At 55.2% G+C, this 15,365-nt stretch carries 17 protein-coding genes; 8 read left to right on the forward strand and 9 right to left on the reverse strand.

The window, feature by feature from the left end; genetic code table 11:
• Positions 1-4: 4 nt before the first annotated feature.
• A complete protein-coding gene (locus PUP35_RS18380) occupies positions 5-958 on the reverse strand; it encodes an ABC transporter permease (protein ID WP_149367632.1) in 954 nt (317 codons plus the stop codon).
• Between the two features lie 45 nt (positions 959-1,003).
• Positions 1,004-2,593, reverse strand: a complete 1,590-nt coding sequence (locus tag PUP35_RS18385; protein WP_274240824.1) for an ABC transporter substrate-binding protein — start codon at positions 2,591-2,593, stop codon at positions 1,004-1,006.
• 245 nt (positions 2,594-2,838) lie between these two features.
• Here PUP35_RS18385 and yghU point away from each other — a divergent pair, with 245 nt between their 5' ends.
• Positions 2,839-3,705 (forward strand): glutathione-dependent disulfide-bond oxidoreductase, encoded by an 867-nt coding sequence (yghU, locus tag PUP35_RS18390; RefSeq protein ID WP_115876270.1) that lies wholly within the window; start codon positions 2,839-2,841, stop codon positions 3,703-3,705.
• A gap of 160 nt (positions 3,706-3,865) precedes the next feature.
• The gene (locus PUP35_RS18395) at positions 3,866-4,198 is read left to right on the forward strand and encodes a hypothetical protein (protein ID WP_029740720.1); all 333 of its coding nucleotides are present in this window, start codon (positions 3,866-3,868) and stop codon (positions 4,196-4,198) included.
• Positions 4,199-4,303: 105 nt separating this feature from the next.
• Here the strand turns inward: PUP35_RS18395 and PUP35_RS18400 are convergent, their stop codons facing one another.
• Both PUP35_RS18400 and PUP35_RS18405 read right to left on the reverse strand, forming a co-directional pair.
• Positions 4,304-4,558 (reverse strand): hypothetical protein, encoded by a 255-nt coding sequence (locus PUP35_RS18400; RefSeq protein WP_115876271.1) that lies wholly within the window; start codon positions 4,556-4,558, stop codon positions 4,304-4,306.
• A 128-nt stretch (positions 4,559-4,686) separates the two neighbouring features.
• Positions 4,687-6,234, reverse strand: coding sequence for a methyl-accepting chemotaxis protein (locus tag PUP35_RS18405; protein ID WP_115876272.1), 1,548 nt, complete (start codon positions 6,232-6,234; stop codon positions 4,687-4,689).
• A 231-nt stretch (positions 6,235-6,465) separates the two neighbouring features.
• Here PUP35_RS18405 and PUP35_RS18410 point away from each other — a divergent pair, with 231 nt between their 5' ends.
• Complete coding sequence (locus PUP35_RS18410) at positions 6,466-7,506, forward strand: aldo/keto reductase (RefSeq protein WP_274240830.1); 1,041 nt, start codon at positions 6,466-6,468, stop codon at positions 7,504-7,506.
• A 70-nt stretch (positions 7,507-7,576) separates the two neighbouring features.
• Here PUP35_RS18410 and PUP35_RS18415 read toward each other — a convergent pair whose 3' ends face one another.
• Together PUP35_RS18415 and PUP35_RS18420 are read right to left on the reverse strand one after the other, a co-directional pair.
• On the reverse strand, positions 7,577-8,065 hold the full coding sequence (locus PUP35_RS18415; RefSeq protein ID WP_008499805.1) for a TIGR00645 family protein: 489 nt from the start codon (positions 8,063-8,065) through the stop codon (positions 7,577-7,579).
• A gap of 81 nt (positions 8,066-8,146) precedes the next feature.
• The gene (locus tag PUP35_RS18420; RefSeq protein ID WP_111963268.1) at positions 8,147-8,650 is read right to left on the reverse strand and encodes an ESA_00282 family adhesion-associated protein; all 504 of its coding nucleotides are present in this window, start codon (positions 8,648-8,650) and stop codon (positions 8,147-8,149) included.
• A gap of 103 nt (positions 8,651-8,753) precedes the next feature.
• On the opposite strand from PUP35_RS18420, the gene PUP35_RS18425 reads away from it, so the two are divergent.
• Both PUP35_RS18425 and PUP35_RS18430 read left to right on the forward strand, forming a co-directional pair.
• Positions 8,754-9,158, forward strand: coding sequence for a hypothetical protein (locus PUP35_RS18425; protein ID WP_032659974.1), 405 nt, complete (start codon positions 8,754-8,756; stop codon positions 9,156-9,158).
• 1 nt (position 9,159) lies between these two features.
• Positions 9,160-9,609 carry a cytoplasmic protein gene (locus PUP35_RS18430; protein ID WP_115876276.1) on the forward strand — a complete coding sequence of 150 codons (450 nt, stop codon included), beginning with the start codon at positions 9,160-9,162 and terminating at the stop codon, positions 9,607-9,609.
• Positions 9,610-9,651: 42 nt separating this feature from the next.
• Here PUP35_RS18430 and exbD read toward each other — a convergent pair whose 3' ends face one another.
• Entirely contained in the window at positions 9,652-10,077 is a 426-nt protein-coding gene (gene exbD / locus PUP35_RS18435) for a TonB system transport protein ExbD (RefSeq protein ID WP_023333404.1), read from the reverse strand.
• Positions 10,078-10,081: 4 nt separating this feature from the next.
• Positions 10,082-10,813 carry a tol-pal system-associated acyl-CoA thioesterase gene (gene exbB, locus PUP35_RS18440; RefSeq protein WP_023333405.1) on the reverse strand — a complete coding sequence of 244 codons (732 nt, stop codon included), beginning with the start codon at positions 10,811-10,813 and terminating at the stop codon, positions 10,082-10,084.
• Positions 10,814-11,064: 251 nt separating this feature from the next.
• On the opposite strand from exbB, the gene metC reads away from it, so the two are divergent.
• Entirely contained in the window at positions 11,065-12,252 is a 1,188-nt protein-coding gene (metC, locus tag PUP35_RS18445; RefSeq protein WP_274240841.1) for a cystathionine beta-lyase, read from the forward strand.
• A 143-nt stretch (positions 12,253-12,395) separates the two neighbouring features.
• Positions 12,396-13,055: a DedA family general envelope maintenance protein YghB gene (gene yghB / locus PUP35_RS18450; RefSeq protein ID WP_029740714.1), complete on the forward strand. Its 660-nt coding sequence runs from the start codon at positions 12,396-12,398 to the stop codon at positions 13,053-13,055.
• A 48-nt stretch (positions 13,056-13,103) separates the two neighbouring features.
• On the opposite strand, the gene PUP35_RS18455 is transcribed toward yghB, so the two are convergent.
• A complete protein-coding gene (locus PUP35_RS18455) occupies positions 13,104-14,003 on the reverse strand; it encodes an AraC family transcriptional regulator (protein ID WP_115876279.1) in 900 nt (299 codons plus the stop codon).
• A gap of 194 nt (positions 14,004-14,197) precedes the next feature.
• Here PUP35_RS18455 and yqhD point away from each other — a divergent pair, with 194 nt between their 5' ends.
• Positions 14,198-15,361 carry an alcohol dehydrogenase gene (gene yqhD, locus PUP35_RS18460; RefSeq protein ID WP_115876280.1) on the forward strand — a complete coding sequence of 388 codons (1,164 nt, stop codon included), beginning with the start codon at positions 14,198-14,200 and terminating at the stop codon, positions 15,359-15,361.
• The last annotated feature ends 4 nt before the right edge of the window (positions 15,362-15,365 follow it).

Consider the following 15,365-nt stretch of genomic DNA (forward strand, 5'->3'; position numbering starts at 1 on the left):
CGGGTTACCTCAGCGTACGAATGCGTGGATCGGCGAAGCGATAAAGCAGATCGGCGATCAGGTTACCGACGATCAGCATCATCGACGAGAGCATGATGATCGCCATGATCAGCGGGTAGTCCAGCGAGGCGATCGACTGGATCCCGAGCAGCCCCATCCCCGGCCAGGAGAAGACGCTTTCCGTCACGTAGGCCCCCACAATCAGCTCACCGAACGACAGTCCGAACAGGGTGATCACCGGCAGCAGCACGTTTTTCAGCACGTGCCTAAACAGAATGCTGGAACGCGTGGCGCCGTAGGCAAGCTGGGTTTGCACGTAGTCGGCCGAGAGCTGCGAGATGGTGTTGGAGCGGATGTAGCGCACGTAGCTGGAGAGGTTGTAGAACGTGAGGGCAATACAAGGCAGTACGCCGTGACGCAGCACGTCCAGCGCGTTATCTTCCATGCCGATGGTGCGCATTCCCATGCTGGGGAACCAGCTAAGCTGCACGGCAAAGACCGTAATGAGCAAGATGCCGAACCAGAAAATCGGCACCGAAATGCCGATATAGGCGAACAGGTTAAGCAGGTGATCCAGCCAGCGATGCTTGAATGCCCCCGCCAGCAGGCCCAGCGGGATCGCCAGCACGATCGCCAGCAGCAGCGACGCGCCCATCAGCCCCAGCGTGGCCGGAATGCGTTCGCCGATCATCTCCAGCACCGGGCGGTGGTAAATCAGCGAATAGCCGAGATCGCCCTGCAGGACATTTTTTAGCCACAGGACGTACTGCGTCACCAGCGGCTTATCCAGCCCCAGGCTCTGGCGAATACGTTCGATATCTTCCGGAGCCATACGCGGCGTAATGTACGCCGCCACCGGATCGCCGGGCGCCAGTTTGACCAGCAAAAACGCCACCAGCGAAATAAAGAACAGCATCGGCAGCAGCTGCAGCAGCCGACGCGTGAGAAGTGTGTTCACGACGTGCCCTTTCAAAAGCCCCGACCTGACGGCCGGGGCAATCGCTTATTTCTGATAGATTTTTGACAGATCCTGGAACAGATAGACCGGTTTCGGCTCCGCTTCCTCGGTACCGCCAAAACGCTTGTCCACCGCGACGGTCGCATTGGTATAGGCGATTGGGTAGTACGTCATGTCGTTCGCCACGGTCTGCTGAATTTGCTTGTAGATATCGGCACGTTTTGCGGCGTCGGTTTCCACGGCGCCTTTATCCCACAGGGCATCAAACTGCGGATTTTTGTAATGCGCGTAGTTATAGGCCTCGTTGCTCATGAACAGCGATTTATAGCCGTCCGGCTCTGAGCCCATGATGTAGCCGCCCAGATTCAGCTCCCACGCGGTGTTGTTCATATCGAGGCTGCGCTGGGACATCGCGTTGGAGTCCAGCGGCATCAGCTCCACGTTCACCCCAATCCCCTTCAGCGCCTGCTGAATGTAGAGCGCCATGCTCTCCTGGGTTTTGTTGGTATTCACATACGCCAGGCGCAGCTTGAGGTTGTCCGGCGCGCCGGACGCTTTAAGCAGCTCTTTAGCTTTTTGCAGGTCGAATTTGTACTGCTCGACGTCATCCGTCTTGTAAAGCGTATCGGGCGTGAGGAAGGACGTCGCCGGTTTGGCGTAGTCCAGCGAGGTAAAGGCGGTCTGGGTCAGCTCGTCTTTGTTGATGGCGTAAGCAATGGCCTGACGCAATTCTTTGCTCTTCATTACCGGCACGTTCTGGTTGAACGTCATATAGGCCAGACGGCCTTCCGGATAGACCACGAAGTCAAACTTACCGGTATTTTTCAGGCGGTTCACGTCCTGCGGGTCAACCATCTTGAGGTTGATTTCACCGTTTTGCAGCGCCAGGTTGGCGGCGTTACTGTCTTTGGCGAAACGGTAGGTGACTGAATCAAGCTTCGCTTTGCCGTTCCAGTAATCGTCAAAACGGGTCAGGGCGTAATACTGCCCGGCGCGGTACTCTTTAAATTTGAACGGCCCGGAGCCGACCGGCGCATCGTTTTTGCTGCTCTTTTCCAGGTCGCCTTCACCGGCGAACACGTGCTGCGGGATCGGGTAAATCTGTACCAGGGTGCCGGTAAAGGCCGCGCTAACCTGCGGTAAGGTGAACTTAACGGTGCGGTCGTCAACCTTGCTTACCTCAACAGGCTTGCCGCCCCAGGTAAACATGCTGCGGAAGAAGCTGTGCTGTTTGGCATCCAGCAGCTTATTGAAGGTGAAGACCACGTCGTCCGCCGTCAGCGGCTGGCCGTCCTGCCATTTCAGGTTGGGTTTTAACGTCAGGGTGTAGCTCAGGTTGTCGGCGGAGGGCGTGAGGCTTTCCGCCAGGCCCCACTCAATCTTGCCGTTATTAAAGCTGTACAGCGGGGCATACAACGCCTGCATGATGGTTAACGTTGTGCGGTCGCTGGCATAAAGCGGATTAACGGCTAACGAGTCGCCGGAGGTAATTCCAATAATTAGCGAACCGCCCTCTTTTGGCGCGTCGCTTTTTGCCGCAGGGGGCGTATTGGTCTCTTTATTTTTCGCATCATCACAGCCCGCCAGGCCTAACGCGAGCGAAACGACCACTGCCGATAACAGAAGCTTGCGCATCTCACTAACTCCTTGCCTAATAAAGTGTTTATAACTGCATCTTTTATTTATGTTGAAGCATCATAGGCAGCTTTATCCATTAACGCATTAGTTATGAAAATGCGATTTTCGATTAAGCTTATGCCGGATTTGATATATATAAGCAGCAGAAGGAATAGCGGTTAATTGATTGCGCTCGCAACGTTAAACGGTTCACAAATCTCCTGCTACACTGCCTCAACACATCACTCAAAAGGCAGGCCAACATGTCAGACAACACGTATCAGCCACCCAAAGTGTGGGAATGGAAAAAGAACAACGGCGGCGCGTTCGCCAACATTAACCGTCCGATTTCCGGCGCAACGCATGAGAAAGATCTGCCCGTGGGCTCCCACCCGCTGCAGCTTTACTCTCTCGGGACACCGAACGGCCAGAAAGTGACGATCATGCTCGAAGAGCTGCTGGCGCTGGGCGTGACGGGCGCGGAGTACGACGCGTGGTTGATCCGCATCGGCGAGGGAGATCAGTTCTCCAGCGGCTTCGTTGAGGTGAACCCGAACTCGAAAATACCGGCGCTGCGTGACCACTCCACGAACCCGCCAACCCGCGTATTTGAATCCGGCAATATCCTGCTCTACCTGGCAGAGAAATTCGGCCACTTCCTGCCGAAAGATCCGGCGGGGCGCACCGAAACGCTGAACTGGCTGTTCTGGCTGCAGGGCGCGGCGCCGTTCCTCGGCGGCGGTTTTGGCCACTTCTACAACTACGCGCCGGTAAAAATTGAGTACGCAATTGACCGCTTTACCATGGAAGCCAAACGCCTGTTCGACGTGCTGGATAAACAGCTGGCGCGTGGTCGCTACGTGGCGGGTGAGGAGTACACCATCGCGGATATGGCAATCTGGCCATGGTTCGGCTGCGTGGCGCTGGGCAGCGTGTACAACGCCGCCGAGTTCCTGGATGCAGAGAAGTACACCAACGTCCAGCGCTGGGCGAAAGACGTGGCGAATCGGCATGCCGTTAAGCGCGGACGTATCGTTAACCGCACCAGCGGCGAGCTGAACGAGCAGCTCCACGAGCGCCATGCGGCGAGCGACTTCGAGACCAATACGGAAGATAAGCGTCAGGCGTAATGTTCCGCCGGGCGGATCCCCGCCCGGCAGCTGAGATCCTTGCCCAGGGCATGATTAGCTTAAAGGTTGAACCGGTATTGCTGGCACTATCTGGACGTTTTTCTCGCGTCAGAGAGTGAGAAATGACGTATCAACCGACAGCAGTCACAAAGGATCTGTTATGAAACTTATTAAAACAACGCTGGTTATCAGCGCCCTCATTTTCTCCACCTCGGGAATGGCCATCGACAAAACTGCAGCTGGCGCGGTAGCAGGCGCGGCGATTGGCGCGGCCACTGGCAAAGATCTGAAATCGACCGTTGGCGGCGCCGTTGTTGGCGCAGGCACGGGTGCTATGTTCAAAAACGGCGGCAAAGGTAAAGCCGCGCGTAAAGGCGGTGCGGTAGGTGCTGCCGTGGGCGCAGGTGCCGCGGCGGTGACCGGCAAGAGCGTGCTGAAAGGTGCAGCCGTTGGTGCGGGCACGGGTGCGCTGATTGGTGAAGCGACGCACTGATACATACAGCCGGGCAGCGCTGCGTTTGCCCGGTATTAATCACATCCCCGATGACGCTTTCCGCTTATTGTCCGTGTCTCATTCCTAATATTTTTCATTACCACATTAATACTTAATATCCCGCGCTTTTTGCCGTCCGGCCTGTTTCATCTGACGTTTATCCTGGCGGCAGTCGTGATTACTCTGGTTATTGTTCGCCACGCAGGTCTGCTTCACCTGCCGTGACGCGTCGCGGGTTTCCTGCCTGACATCACGCGCCACGCGCCGTTCCTGCGCCTGTTGGGTCGCATCGGCAAAAACCGAGAACATCATCAGAAAAATGAAAGAGAGAACAGGGATGAGAGATAACGATCTGTTCATAGCAACACCTCACAGAAGAGAGCCCAGAACGTCAGGGGGGTTAGCAAAAGAATAGCAGTTTCAACGCGAGCTGAATGGGGAAGGCGTTAATAATACAAGGCCGCATCCGGCGGCCTTGTAACGTTGCGTTATGCCGTCAGGCGGAACTTTTGCACCGAGCGCTGAAGCTCTTCGGTCTGACGCTCCAGCGCCGCCGCCGCCGCGGAAACTTCTTCAACCAGCGAGGCGTTTTGCTGGGTAACGCCGTCCATCTGGGTAATGGCAATCCCGACCTGCGAAATGCCCTTGCTTTGCTCCTCAGAGGCGGAAGCGATTTGCTTCATAATGGTCGTCACTTCCGTCACGTCCCGCAGAATCGCATCCATGGTGGTGCCGGTGTCGCCCACCAGCTTCGCCCCCTGCTCTACGCGGGACACGGAGTCGGTAATCAGCCCTTCAATCTCTTTTGCCGCGTTGGCGCTGCGGCTTGCCAGGTTGCGAACTTCTCCTGCCACTACCGCGAAACCACGCCCCTGTTCACCCGCGCGCGCCGCTTCAACCGCCGCATTGAGCGCCAGAATATTGGTCTGGAAGGCAATGCTGTTGATAACGTTAGTGATTTCAGCGATTTTCTTCGAGCTTTCCGAAATACCGCTCATGGTGGTCACCACCTCTTCCACCAGCGAACCGCCGCGGCTGGCGGTAGTTGAGGCCACATCGGCCAGCTGGCTGGCCTGACGCGCGCTTTCCGCATTCAGTTTCACCGTGGCGGTCAGCTGTTCCATGCTGGCTGCCGTCTCTTCCAGCGCAGCCGCCTGCTCTTCGGTACGGGAAGAGAGATCGTTGTTACCGCTGGAGATTTCCGTCGCGCCGCGCCAGATATTTTCACTGCCGGAGCGGATCGTGCTGACCGCTTCGCGCAGGCTGTCCTGCATGGCGCTCAGCAGCGGCACCAGCTGGCCCACGCAGTTGCGGCCGAACGGCTCAATGGGCTGGCTGAGATCGCCCTGGGCAATCTGGCGGAACTGCTGGCGAATGCGATCCAGCGGTTTGACCAGCATCGCCACCAGGTAACGGTCGGTGAAGAGCAGGATCAGCAGGCCGATAATCGTGGCAACGATAATCACCGTGCGGGTCATGCTTGTCAGGCCGTCCACCACCACGCGGGTGCTGTCGAGCGACTTCGCGGCGGCATTATTGAACTCCTCAGCGGCCGCACCAAACGCGCGGCTCAGCGGCGGTGTGACGTTGTTGGCCTGCTGGCGATATCCCTCCAGAGCCCCCTGCTTCGCCTGCTGCATTTGCGGCGTTACGCCCTGTTCAAGCAGCGCCTGCCAGGAGCCGATCACCCTGGAAGAGATCTGCTCATCCATCGGGCCTGGGGAGATCGCCTTCATCTCGGCCAGTTTCTTGCCCATGTTATCCAGCGCCTGTTGGGCAGAGGACAGATCCGGCGTGCCGCCTGCGGCTTTGACTTCCATTGCGCGGCTCAGACGGGTCACAAAGCGGAAATATTGATCGTTACCCTGGCTGAGTACCGTCATCTGTTTAACCAGCTGGCGATCGACTTCGTTGCCATCTGAAACGCGAGAAAGGGACCAGGTGCTGTACAAGCCAACACCCGCCCACATTAAACAAAAGATCCCGAGAATCGTCAGCATGACGAAGCGGATCGTGAAATTACGGAGCATATTCATAAGTCTTCCTTGCCGTGAGGGTGAGTTCGCCCAGAGGCGAGTACTACTCTCGTTATCGGCAGGAAAGAGGGAAATTATAACGTTTTGTGATCATTTTTAATTAGCGTGGCTTCACTGGTCACACAGCAGTTGTTAACCATCAGGCCCGAGCTTCGTGATGTAATTTGTGATGTGATAAGTTCAGGATGAAAACGTTGTTTCGAAAATTTCATCAATAAGAAAGGAGACATCATGTCCTGGCACCCTTACCCCGGCCGCTATGAGAATATGCAATACCGTTATTGCGGCAAAAGTGGCCTGCGCCTGCCCGCGCTGTCGCTGGGACTGTGGCATAGCTTCGGCCACGTCCAGCCTCTTGATGCCCAACGCGCGCTGCTGCGAAAAGCCTTCGACCTCGGCATCACTCATTTCGATCTTGCCAATAACTACGGACCACCGCCGGGTAGCGCGGAAGAAAATTTCGGCCGCCTGCTGCGGGAAGATTTTGCCGCATACCGCGACGAACTGATTATCTCCACCAAGGCGGGTTATGACATGTGGCCTGGGCCTTACGGTTCCGGCGGTTCACGCAAATATCTGCTCGCTAGCCTCGACCAGAGCCTGAAGCGTCTGGGCGTCGAGTACGTTGATATTTTCTACTCCCACCGCGTGGATGAAAACACCCCGATGGAAGAGACGGCATCCGCGCTGGCCCATGTCGTGCAGAGCGGAAAAGCGCTGTATGTGGGGATTTCCTCCTACTCGACAGACCGCACACAAAAAATGGCCGAGCTGCTGCGCGAGTGGAAGATCCCCCTGCTGATCCACCAGCCGTCCTATAACCTGCTTAACCGCTGGGTCGATAAGACCGGCTTGCTGGATGCACTGGAAGCAAACGGTACGGGCTGTATTGCCTTCACCCCGCTGGCGCAGGGGCTCCTGACCGGGAAATACCTGAACGGTATCCCTGAAGGATCACGCATGCAGCGCGAAGGGAATAAAGTGCGCGGCCTGACGCAAAAGATGCTCACCGACGCCAACCTGAGCAGCCTTCGCCTGCTGAATGAGATGGCGCAGGCGCGCGGACAAACCATGGCGCAGATGGCACTAAGCTGGCTGCTGAAAGATGCGCGCGTGACGTCCGTGCTGATTGGCGCAAGCCGCCCGGAACAGCTGGAAGAGAATGTACAGGCGCTGGAAAACCTGCGCTTTACGGAGGACGAACTCAAGCGGATTGACCAGCATGTTGCGGATGGGGAGTTGAATCTGTGGCAGGCGTCGTCTGATAAATAATGCCGCACCGAGCAGTCCCCTCTCCCCTTTGGGGAGAGGGTTAGGGTTAGGGTGAGGGGTAAGGCGTACTTTACTTCTTACTGATCTTATCCAGATACCCCATCACAAACGCAGACAGCACAAACGTCAGATGGATAATGACGTACCACATCAGTTTGTTATCCGGCACGTTCTTCGCGTCCATAAATACGCGTAGCAGGTGGATAGAAGAGATCGCCACAATCGACGCGGCCACTTTATTCTTCAGCGACGAGGCATCCATTTTGCCCAACCAGCTGAGCTTCTCTTTACGCTCGTCGATATCAAGCTGGGAGACGAAATTCTCGTAGCCGGAGAACATCACCATCACCAGCAGCCCACCCACCAGGGTCATATCCACCAGCGAGAGCAGAACCAGAATCAAATCCGCTTCGGCAATGGAAAAGATATTCGGCAGAACGTGCAGGATTTCCTGAAAGAACTTAATCGTCAGCGCGATAAGCGCCAGCGAAAGGCCAAAATAGACGGGGGCCAGTATCCAGCGAGAGGCGTACATGGCATTTTCAAAAAAGCGTTCCATAGAGTCCTGTTTGCAAAAGAAACCAGCGCCCAGTATATCTCAACGGCGCTGACTGTTTGCAATAACTCAACGGTACGTCACTCAGACGTTGTCTGGATTAACTTCCGGACGTGCGTACTCCGGCCAGACAAGCGCCACCAGTTCAGGATAGGCTTCCAGACTGAACTCGCGAAAACACTGCCGCAAATTCAATACGTCCAGATCGGAATAAGATACCTTTTCTCCGTTAAGACAGCGCTTTTTGATATTGTCATAATATTTATAGACTGCTGAATTCAGATCGCTACAGCGACGCTGCGCCTCAAACAGTCCGGGCGTGTCATTAATTTCCGACATTTTCATGCGCTTAATTGTCGCATGTAAAAAGTCGATATATTCGTGGTTCACCCGCCAGTACCAGACAGGCGTAACGGAGTTCATCAATACAGAGAAATGGTCTTCACCTTCCTCTTTTGTCATCAGTTCAGGTTGTGGGGGCTCACTGGCGTCTTTCGACACTTTCGTTTTATTGAACTCCTGCATCAATAAAAGCACACCAGCGGTCAATAATAGTAATGTGATGACCGTAAAAAAGATGCTGTTCATGGGTAGGCTCCATTTTTTTTGATTTTAAATTTGCCTCATGATATTGTCAACGAATCTCACGCCTTTACCAACCCCACCCTGTTGAAATTAAAGGAAATTAAAAATGCTGCCCGACTATCTCGTCCCGGCTAAGTACCACATTACGCCTGTGGAACAGCAACCGACGGAAGCAGAAAAAGAGGCCAGTTTCACTCAGGGGAAAAGAAAGCTCTCTGATTTCGAGCCCGATATATTAATTGGTGTTTCCCGAACTGGCAAATCGCGAAATATGTTGCTGGAAGAGCACGATCGTCATATAAAAGACCGCTTATTTCGCGCTATAAAAATTGAAGCCTTTGTCCACCTGCTGAATGACCTGCAGGCCGAGGGGGAAATAGATGCCCAGAAACTAAGTCAAATAATAGCCGAGAAAACCGAAGAAATTAATGAAGCGGGCAATGAAATTTGGCTTAATTTAATTACGCGCGAAAAAAACAACCCAATTTTTTATAGCCTGGGGGAAGATTAACGTGAAAGAAGTTAAAAATAACGACGTTTATTTGACTTTAGATGATAAAAAAAGTGATGAATTTATCTTAAAGCAAAATCTCGACGCGCTACGAAACACAAAAAATGACGAGATGACGCGCATTACACAAGACCTGGTATCGATCCCGGCGACGCTGGTTCGGCTTAAATGGCAGAATCGCCGTGAAATTTATCCGCTGCAGGTCAAAGAAGAAATTTACGGTGCCGTGATGAATGCCATCATTGAACAGCGGCCAGAGCTGAAAGAGAAGCTTCTGGGGCGCCTCGAGGCCAATTATCAGTATCTGCTCGCCAGAGAAATCGCCACCCTGCGTCTGACGCGCAAGCTGTCAGACGGTGAGTACCGTACCTCAAACGTCACCTGCGTTGCGCTTGATGAGGACGCGCTGGCAACCCCTTCTGCCGCACCAACGAATAACAAAAGCGCATAAACCGACAGGCATAAAAAAAGCCGGCTTTCGCCAGCTTCTTTATCACTTCGAGGCCGCCTTTTCTTCGCCGACCAGTCCAATCTTCAGGTAACCCGCCTGATGCAGCGTGTCCATTACCTTCATCATGGTTTCATAATCAACGGTTTTATCCGCACGGAAGAAGACCGTAGTGTCTTTCTTTCCGCCCGTAAGCTGCTCCAGCGCCGGGATGACTGAGTCGGCCGTCACCGGGTCGTTGCCGAGGAACATGGATTTATCCGCTTTCACCGACAGGTAAACAGGCTTCTCCGGGCGCGGCTGGGGCTGGCTGGAAGATGCCGGCAGATTCACCTTCACATCCACCGTCGCCAGCGGTGCAGCTACCATGAAGATAATCAGCAGAACCAGCATGACGTCGATAAACGGCGTCACGTTGATTTCATGCATTTCGCCGTTATCGTCCAGATTTTCGTTTAGACGCATCGCCATACTATTAACCTGCGCGCAGTTTAGACGCCGCATGCACCGGCTTAACCGAGCTGGCATTCAGATCGAGATCGCGACTTTGCAGCAGCAGAACCTGCGCGGCAACGTCTCCGAGAGTCGCTTTATAGCTGCCAATCATACGCGCGAAGATATTGTAGATGACCACCGCCGGGATAGCGGCAACCAGACCGATTGCTGTCGCCAGCAGCGCTTCTGCGATACCCGGCGCCACGACCGCCAGGTTGGTAGTTTGGGTCTGCGCGATACCGATAAAGCTGTTCATGATGCCCCAGACCGTGCCGAAAAGACCGATGAACGGTGAGATCGCGCCGATGGTAGCCAGATAACCATTGCCGCGCCCCATGTGTCGGCCAACGGCCGCAACGCGACGCTCCAGGCGGAAACCGGTACGCTCTTTGATGCCTTCGTTATCTTCACTGCCAGCGGAGAGTTCCAGCTCGTTCTGCGCTTCATTCACGAGCAGGGTGGTCAGGCTTTTCGCGTGGAAAGATGATGTCATATCTGAAGCCTGATCCAGAGAGCGGGCTTCAGCCAGCTGCTGCTGCTCCCGCTTCAGGCGGCGCTTCTGCGAAAGCAACTCGGCACTTTTGCTGAAGAAGATAGCCCAGGTGACAACGGACGCCAGAATCAGGCCGATCATCACAATCTTAACCACGATGTCAGCATGCTGATACATGCCCCAAACGGAGAGATCCGTCTGCATCAAATTATTACCCACTCTGTATCTCCAGGACGCAAATCACAAAATCTGAGCGTAATAATATCAAAACGTCGTCGAATTGATAGTAGTTCTCATTAGTATTTGCATGGTGCCGTAATTTTCGCTCACTTTCCTTGCGCTTACGCAGTAAAAATTTCTTATGCGGTTTTTTGCTAATATTTTCTGCTTATTCGATAAGCCTCGGGGTGCAGTTTTTTCCAATCGTGGTAGTCTGGACGTCCAGACGTATAAAAACAGGGTTAGCGAACATGACAAAGAAGCATCTTGATACCACGCTGGTACAGGCAGGACGCAGCAAAAAATATACTCAGGGATCGGTCAACAGCGTGATTCAACGAGCCTCCTCGCTGGTGTTTGACACCGTTGAGGAGAAAAAAATCGCCACGCGTAACCGCGCGAAAGGCGGGCTGTTTTATGGCCGTCGCGGCACGCTAACCCATTTTTCTCTGCAGGAAGCGATGTGCGAGCTGGAAGGCGGCGCGGGCTGTGCGCTATTCCCGTGCGGGGCGGCGGCGGTCGCCAACACCATTCTGGCGTTTGTGGAACAGGGCGACCATATCCTGATGACCAACACCGCCTATGAACCCAGCCAGGACTTCTGCACCAAAATCCTCAGCAAGCTCGGGGTAACGACCGGCTGGTTCGACCCGCTGATTGGTGAAGGCATTGCCGAACTTATTCAGCCAAACACGCGCATTGTGTTCCTGGAATCTCCGGGGTCGCTCACCATGGAAGTTCACGACGTGCCGGCTATCGTGAAGGCCGTACGCAGCAAAGCGCCAGAGGCGATCGTTATGATCGACAACACCTGGGCTGCAGGCGTGCTGTTCAAAGCGCTGGAATTCGACATTGATATTTCGATTCAGGCGGCAACGAAATACCTGATAGGCCACTCTGACGGCATGATTGGTACTGCGGTCTCCAACGCGCGCTGCTGGGATCAGCTGCGTGAAAATGCCTACCTGATGGGCCAGATGGTGGATGCCGACACGGCCTACATGACCAGCCGCGGTATCCGCACGCTGGGCGTTCGTCTGCGTCAGCATCATGAAAGCAGCCTGAAGGTCGCCGAATGGCTGGCGCAGCATCCGCTGGTTGAGCGCGTAAATCATCCCGCGTTACCAGGCAGTAAAGGCCACGAATTCTGGCAGCGTGACTTTACGGGCAGCAGCGGGTTGTTCTCATTCGTACTGAAAAAGCGGCTGAATAACGACGAGCTGGCGAGCTATCTGGATAATTTTACCCTTTTCAGCATGGCCTACTCCTGGGGCGGTTTTGAATCCCTGATCCTGGCTAACCAGCCGGAACAGATCGCGGCCCTTCGCCCCGGGGGTGAAGTAGACTTCAGCGGTACCCTGATACGACTGCATATCGGTTTAGAAAATGTTGACGATCTGATTGCCGATTTAGCAGCAGGGTTCGAGCGTATCGTGTAGAGTGCTGGCTGAAAATGTACTCTCTGGACGCTTTTGTGGACACGGCAATGAGAAAAGTCTGCATGAGTTGCGCCCGGGATCAAACCCGACGGACGAATAAGGGAGTACAATAGCGCTATATCTGCTGTTCCACAGGAAAGTCCATGGCTGTTATTCAAGATATTATCGCGGCGCTCTGGCATCACGACTTTGCCGCGCTGGCGGATCCTCACATCGTTGGTATTGTTTACCTCGTGATGTTCGCAACTCTGTTTCTGGAAAATGGATTACTGCCAGCCTCGTTTTTACCCGGTGATAGCCTGCTTTTACTTGCCGGGGCGTTAATCGGGAAAGGCGTCATGGACTTCACGCCAACGATGGTTATTCTCACCTCCGCAGCCAGCCTGGGCTGCTGGCTGAGCTATCTTCAGGGCCGCTGGCTCGGGAATACCCGCGTCGTAAAAGGCTGGCTGGCGCAGTTACCGCATAAATATCATCAGCGTGCGACCTGCATGTTCGATCGCCACGGCCTGCTGGCATTGCTGGCGGGGCGTTTCCTGGCGTTTGTTCGCACCCTTCTGCCGACGATGGCGGGCATTTCCGGTCTGTCGAACCGCCGCTTCCAGTTCTTCAACTGGCTGAGCGCCCTGCTGTGGGTGGGTGTAGTCACCACGCTTGGCTATGCGCTGAATATGATCCCTTTTGTGAAACACCACGAAGATCAGGTGATGACCTTCCTGATGGTGCTGCCGATGTTCCTGCTGGTGGCGGGTCTGGTGGGAACCATCGCGGTGGTGATTAAGAAGAAGTACTGCAGCGCATAATTCAACAAAGCCGGGTGGCGCTGTCGCTTACCCGGCCTGTGTTTCCCCTCAGGCTCCCTGCATCGTTCTGATACGTGACGCATCCTCTCCCGGCGTGACGCCGAAATAGCGCTTAAACTCCCGACTGAACTGCGACGCACTTTCATAGCCCACCCGCATCGCCGCCGCGCTGGCCTTCATGCCGTCGTGGATCATCAACATCCGCGCCTTATGCAGCCGGTAGGTTTTGAGGTACTGCAGCGGAGAGGTGCTGGTCACCGACTTAAAGTTATGGTGAAACGCCGAAACGCTCATATTGGCTTCCGCCGCCAGCTGGTCGACGCTGAGGTTTTCCGTGTACTGGCTTTCGATACGCTTGAGCACGCGGCTTATCAGGCTGAAGTGGGTCTGTCGGCTCACCAGAGCGAGTAACGCGCCGCCGCCCGGGCCCAGCAGCACGTGGTACAGAATTTCGCGGACGATCTGCTTGCCCAGAATACGCGCGTCCAGCGGCCTCTCCATCACGTCCAGCAGACGCTCAATGGCGCAGAGGATCTCCTCCGACAGCGTCGCCGAATTAATCCCGCTCGAGGCCATCGAAGGCTGGAAGAGTTCATCTTCGCCAATCTCCATCAGCAGCTCCTGCAGCTGGAGGATGTCGACATTGACGCGGATCCCCGCCAGCGGAACGGCCTCTGTCGCGAAGGTTTCACATTCAAAGGGTAAAGGTACCGTCAGGAGAAGATATTCATTGGTGTCGTAGCGGAACACGCGCTCGTTGATATAGCCAATTTTATGGCCTGAAAAGAGAAAAACGATGCCCGGCTGGTACATGACCGGCGTGCGCGTCCCCGGCTGCGTGCCATAGAGCAAGCGAATATCCGGCAGCAGATCGCTGGCACGATTCTCATTATCTATCAATCTCTTAATCTGCACAGTGAGCTGCTGGCAGATAGCCTCACGGTTCATCTTGCGTTACTCCAGGTACGGTTTTTGACGCTAACAGTGTGCGTCGTTTTCCGCGCTTTCTCCAGCGCTCTGTAGAAATGGGCAAGACATCGGCAGGAATGTGCATTGAGGGGATAGCCCCGGACGGCCACAATGTGCAGCATCAGGTCGCCCTCTGCGCACCACGGTTTTTCACCCACTAAAGGGAACGAGCAATGAACAACTTTAATCTTCACACCCCAACCCGCATTCTGTTTGGTAAAGACGCTATCGCTGACCTGCGCGCGCAGATCCCTGCTGACGCCCGCGTACTGATCACCTACGGTGGCGGCAGCGTGAAAAAAACCGGCGTACTGGATCAGGTTTATAGCGCGCTGGACGGTCTGGACGTGCGTGAGTTCGGCGGTATCGAACCAAACCCGTCTTACGAAACGCTGATGAACGCGGTGAAAATCGCCCGCGAAGAAAACGTCACCTTCCTGCTGGCCGTCGGCGGCGGCTCCGTACTGGACGGCACCAAATTCATCGCTGCGGCAGCGCACTACGCTGACGGCATCGATCCGTGGCACATTCTGGAAACCCGCGGCAGCGACATTAAAAGCGCCATCCCGATGGGCTCCGTGCTGACCCTGCCAGCCACCGGTTCTGAATCCAACAAGGGCGCGGTGATCTCCCGTAAAACCACCGGTGACAAGCAGGCCTTCATGAACGAACACGTTCAGCCTGTGTTCGCTATCCTGGACCCGGTTTACACCTACACCCTGCCTGCGCGTCAGGTGGCGAACGGCGTGGTCGATGCCTTTGTTCATACCGTTGAGCAGTACGTCACGTACCCGGTGAATGCCAAAATTCAGGATCGCTTCGCGGAAGGCATTCTTCTGACGCTGATTGAAGAAGGTCCGAAAGCGCTGAAAGAGCCTGAAAACTACGACGTTCGTGCCAACGTGATGTGGGCCGCCACACAGGCGCTGAATGGCCTGATCGGCGCTGGCGTGCCGCAGGACTGGGCGACCCACATGCTGGGCCACGAGCTGACGGCGATGCACGGTCTGGATCATGCTCAGACGCTGGCCGTTGTGCTGCCTGCGCTGTGGAATGAAAAACGTGATACCAAACGCGCCAAGCTGCTGCAGTACGCTGAGCGCGTGTGGAACATCACCGAGGGTTCTGACGACGCGCGCATTGATGCCGCCATCGAAGCGACCCGCAGCTTCTTTGAAGGTCTGGGCGTGCCAACGCGTCTGTCCGGCTACGGGCTGGACGGCAGCTCCATCCCTGCCCTGCTGGCGAAACTCGAAGAGCACGGCATGACCCATCTGGGCGAGCACGGCGACATCACCCTGGACGTCAGCCGTCGTATTTACGAGGCGGCACGCTAAGCGT

Origin of the sequence: Enterobacter sp. S-33, assembly GCF_028735835.1 — a bacterium.
Lineage (GTDB): Bacteria > Pseudomonadota > Gammaproteobacteria > Enterobacterales > Enterobacteriaceae > Enterobacter > Enterobacter vonholyi.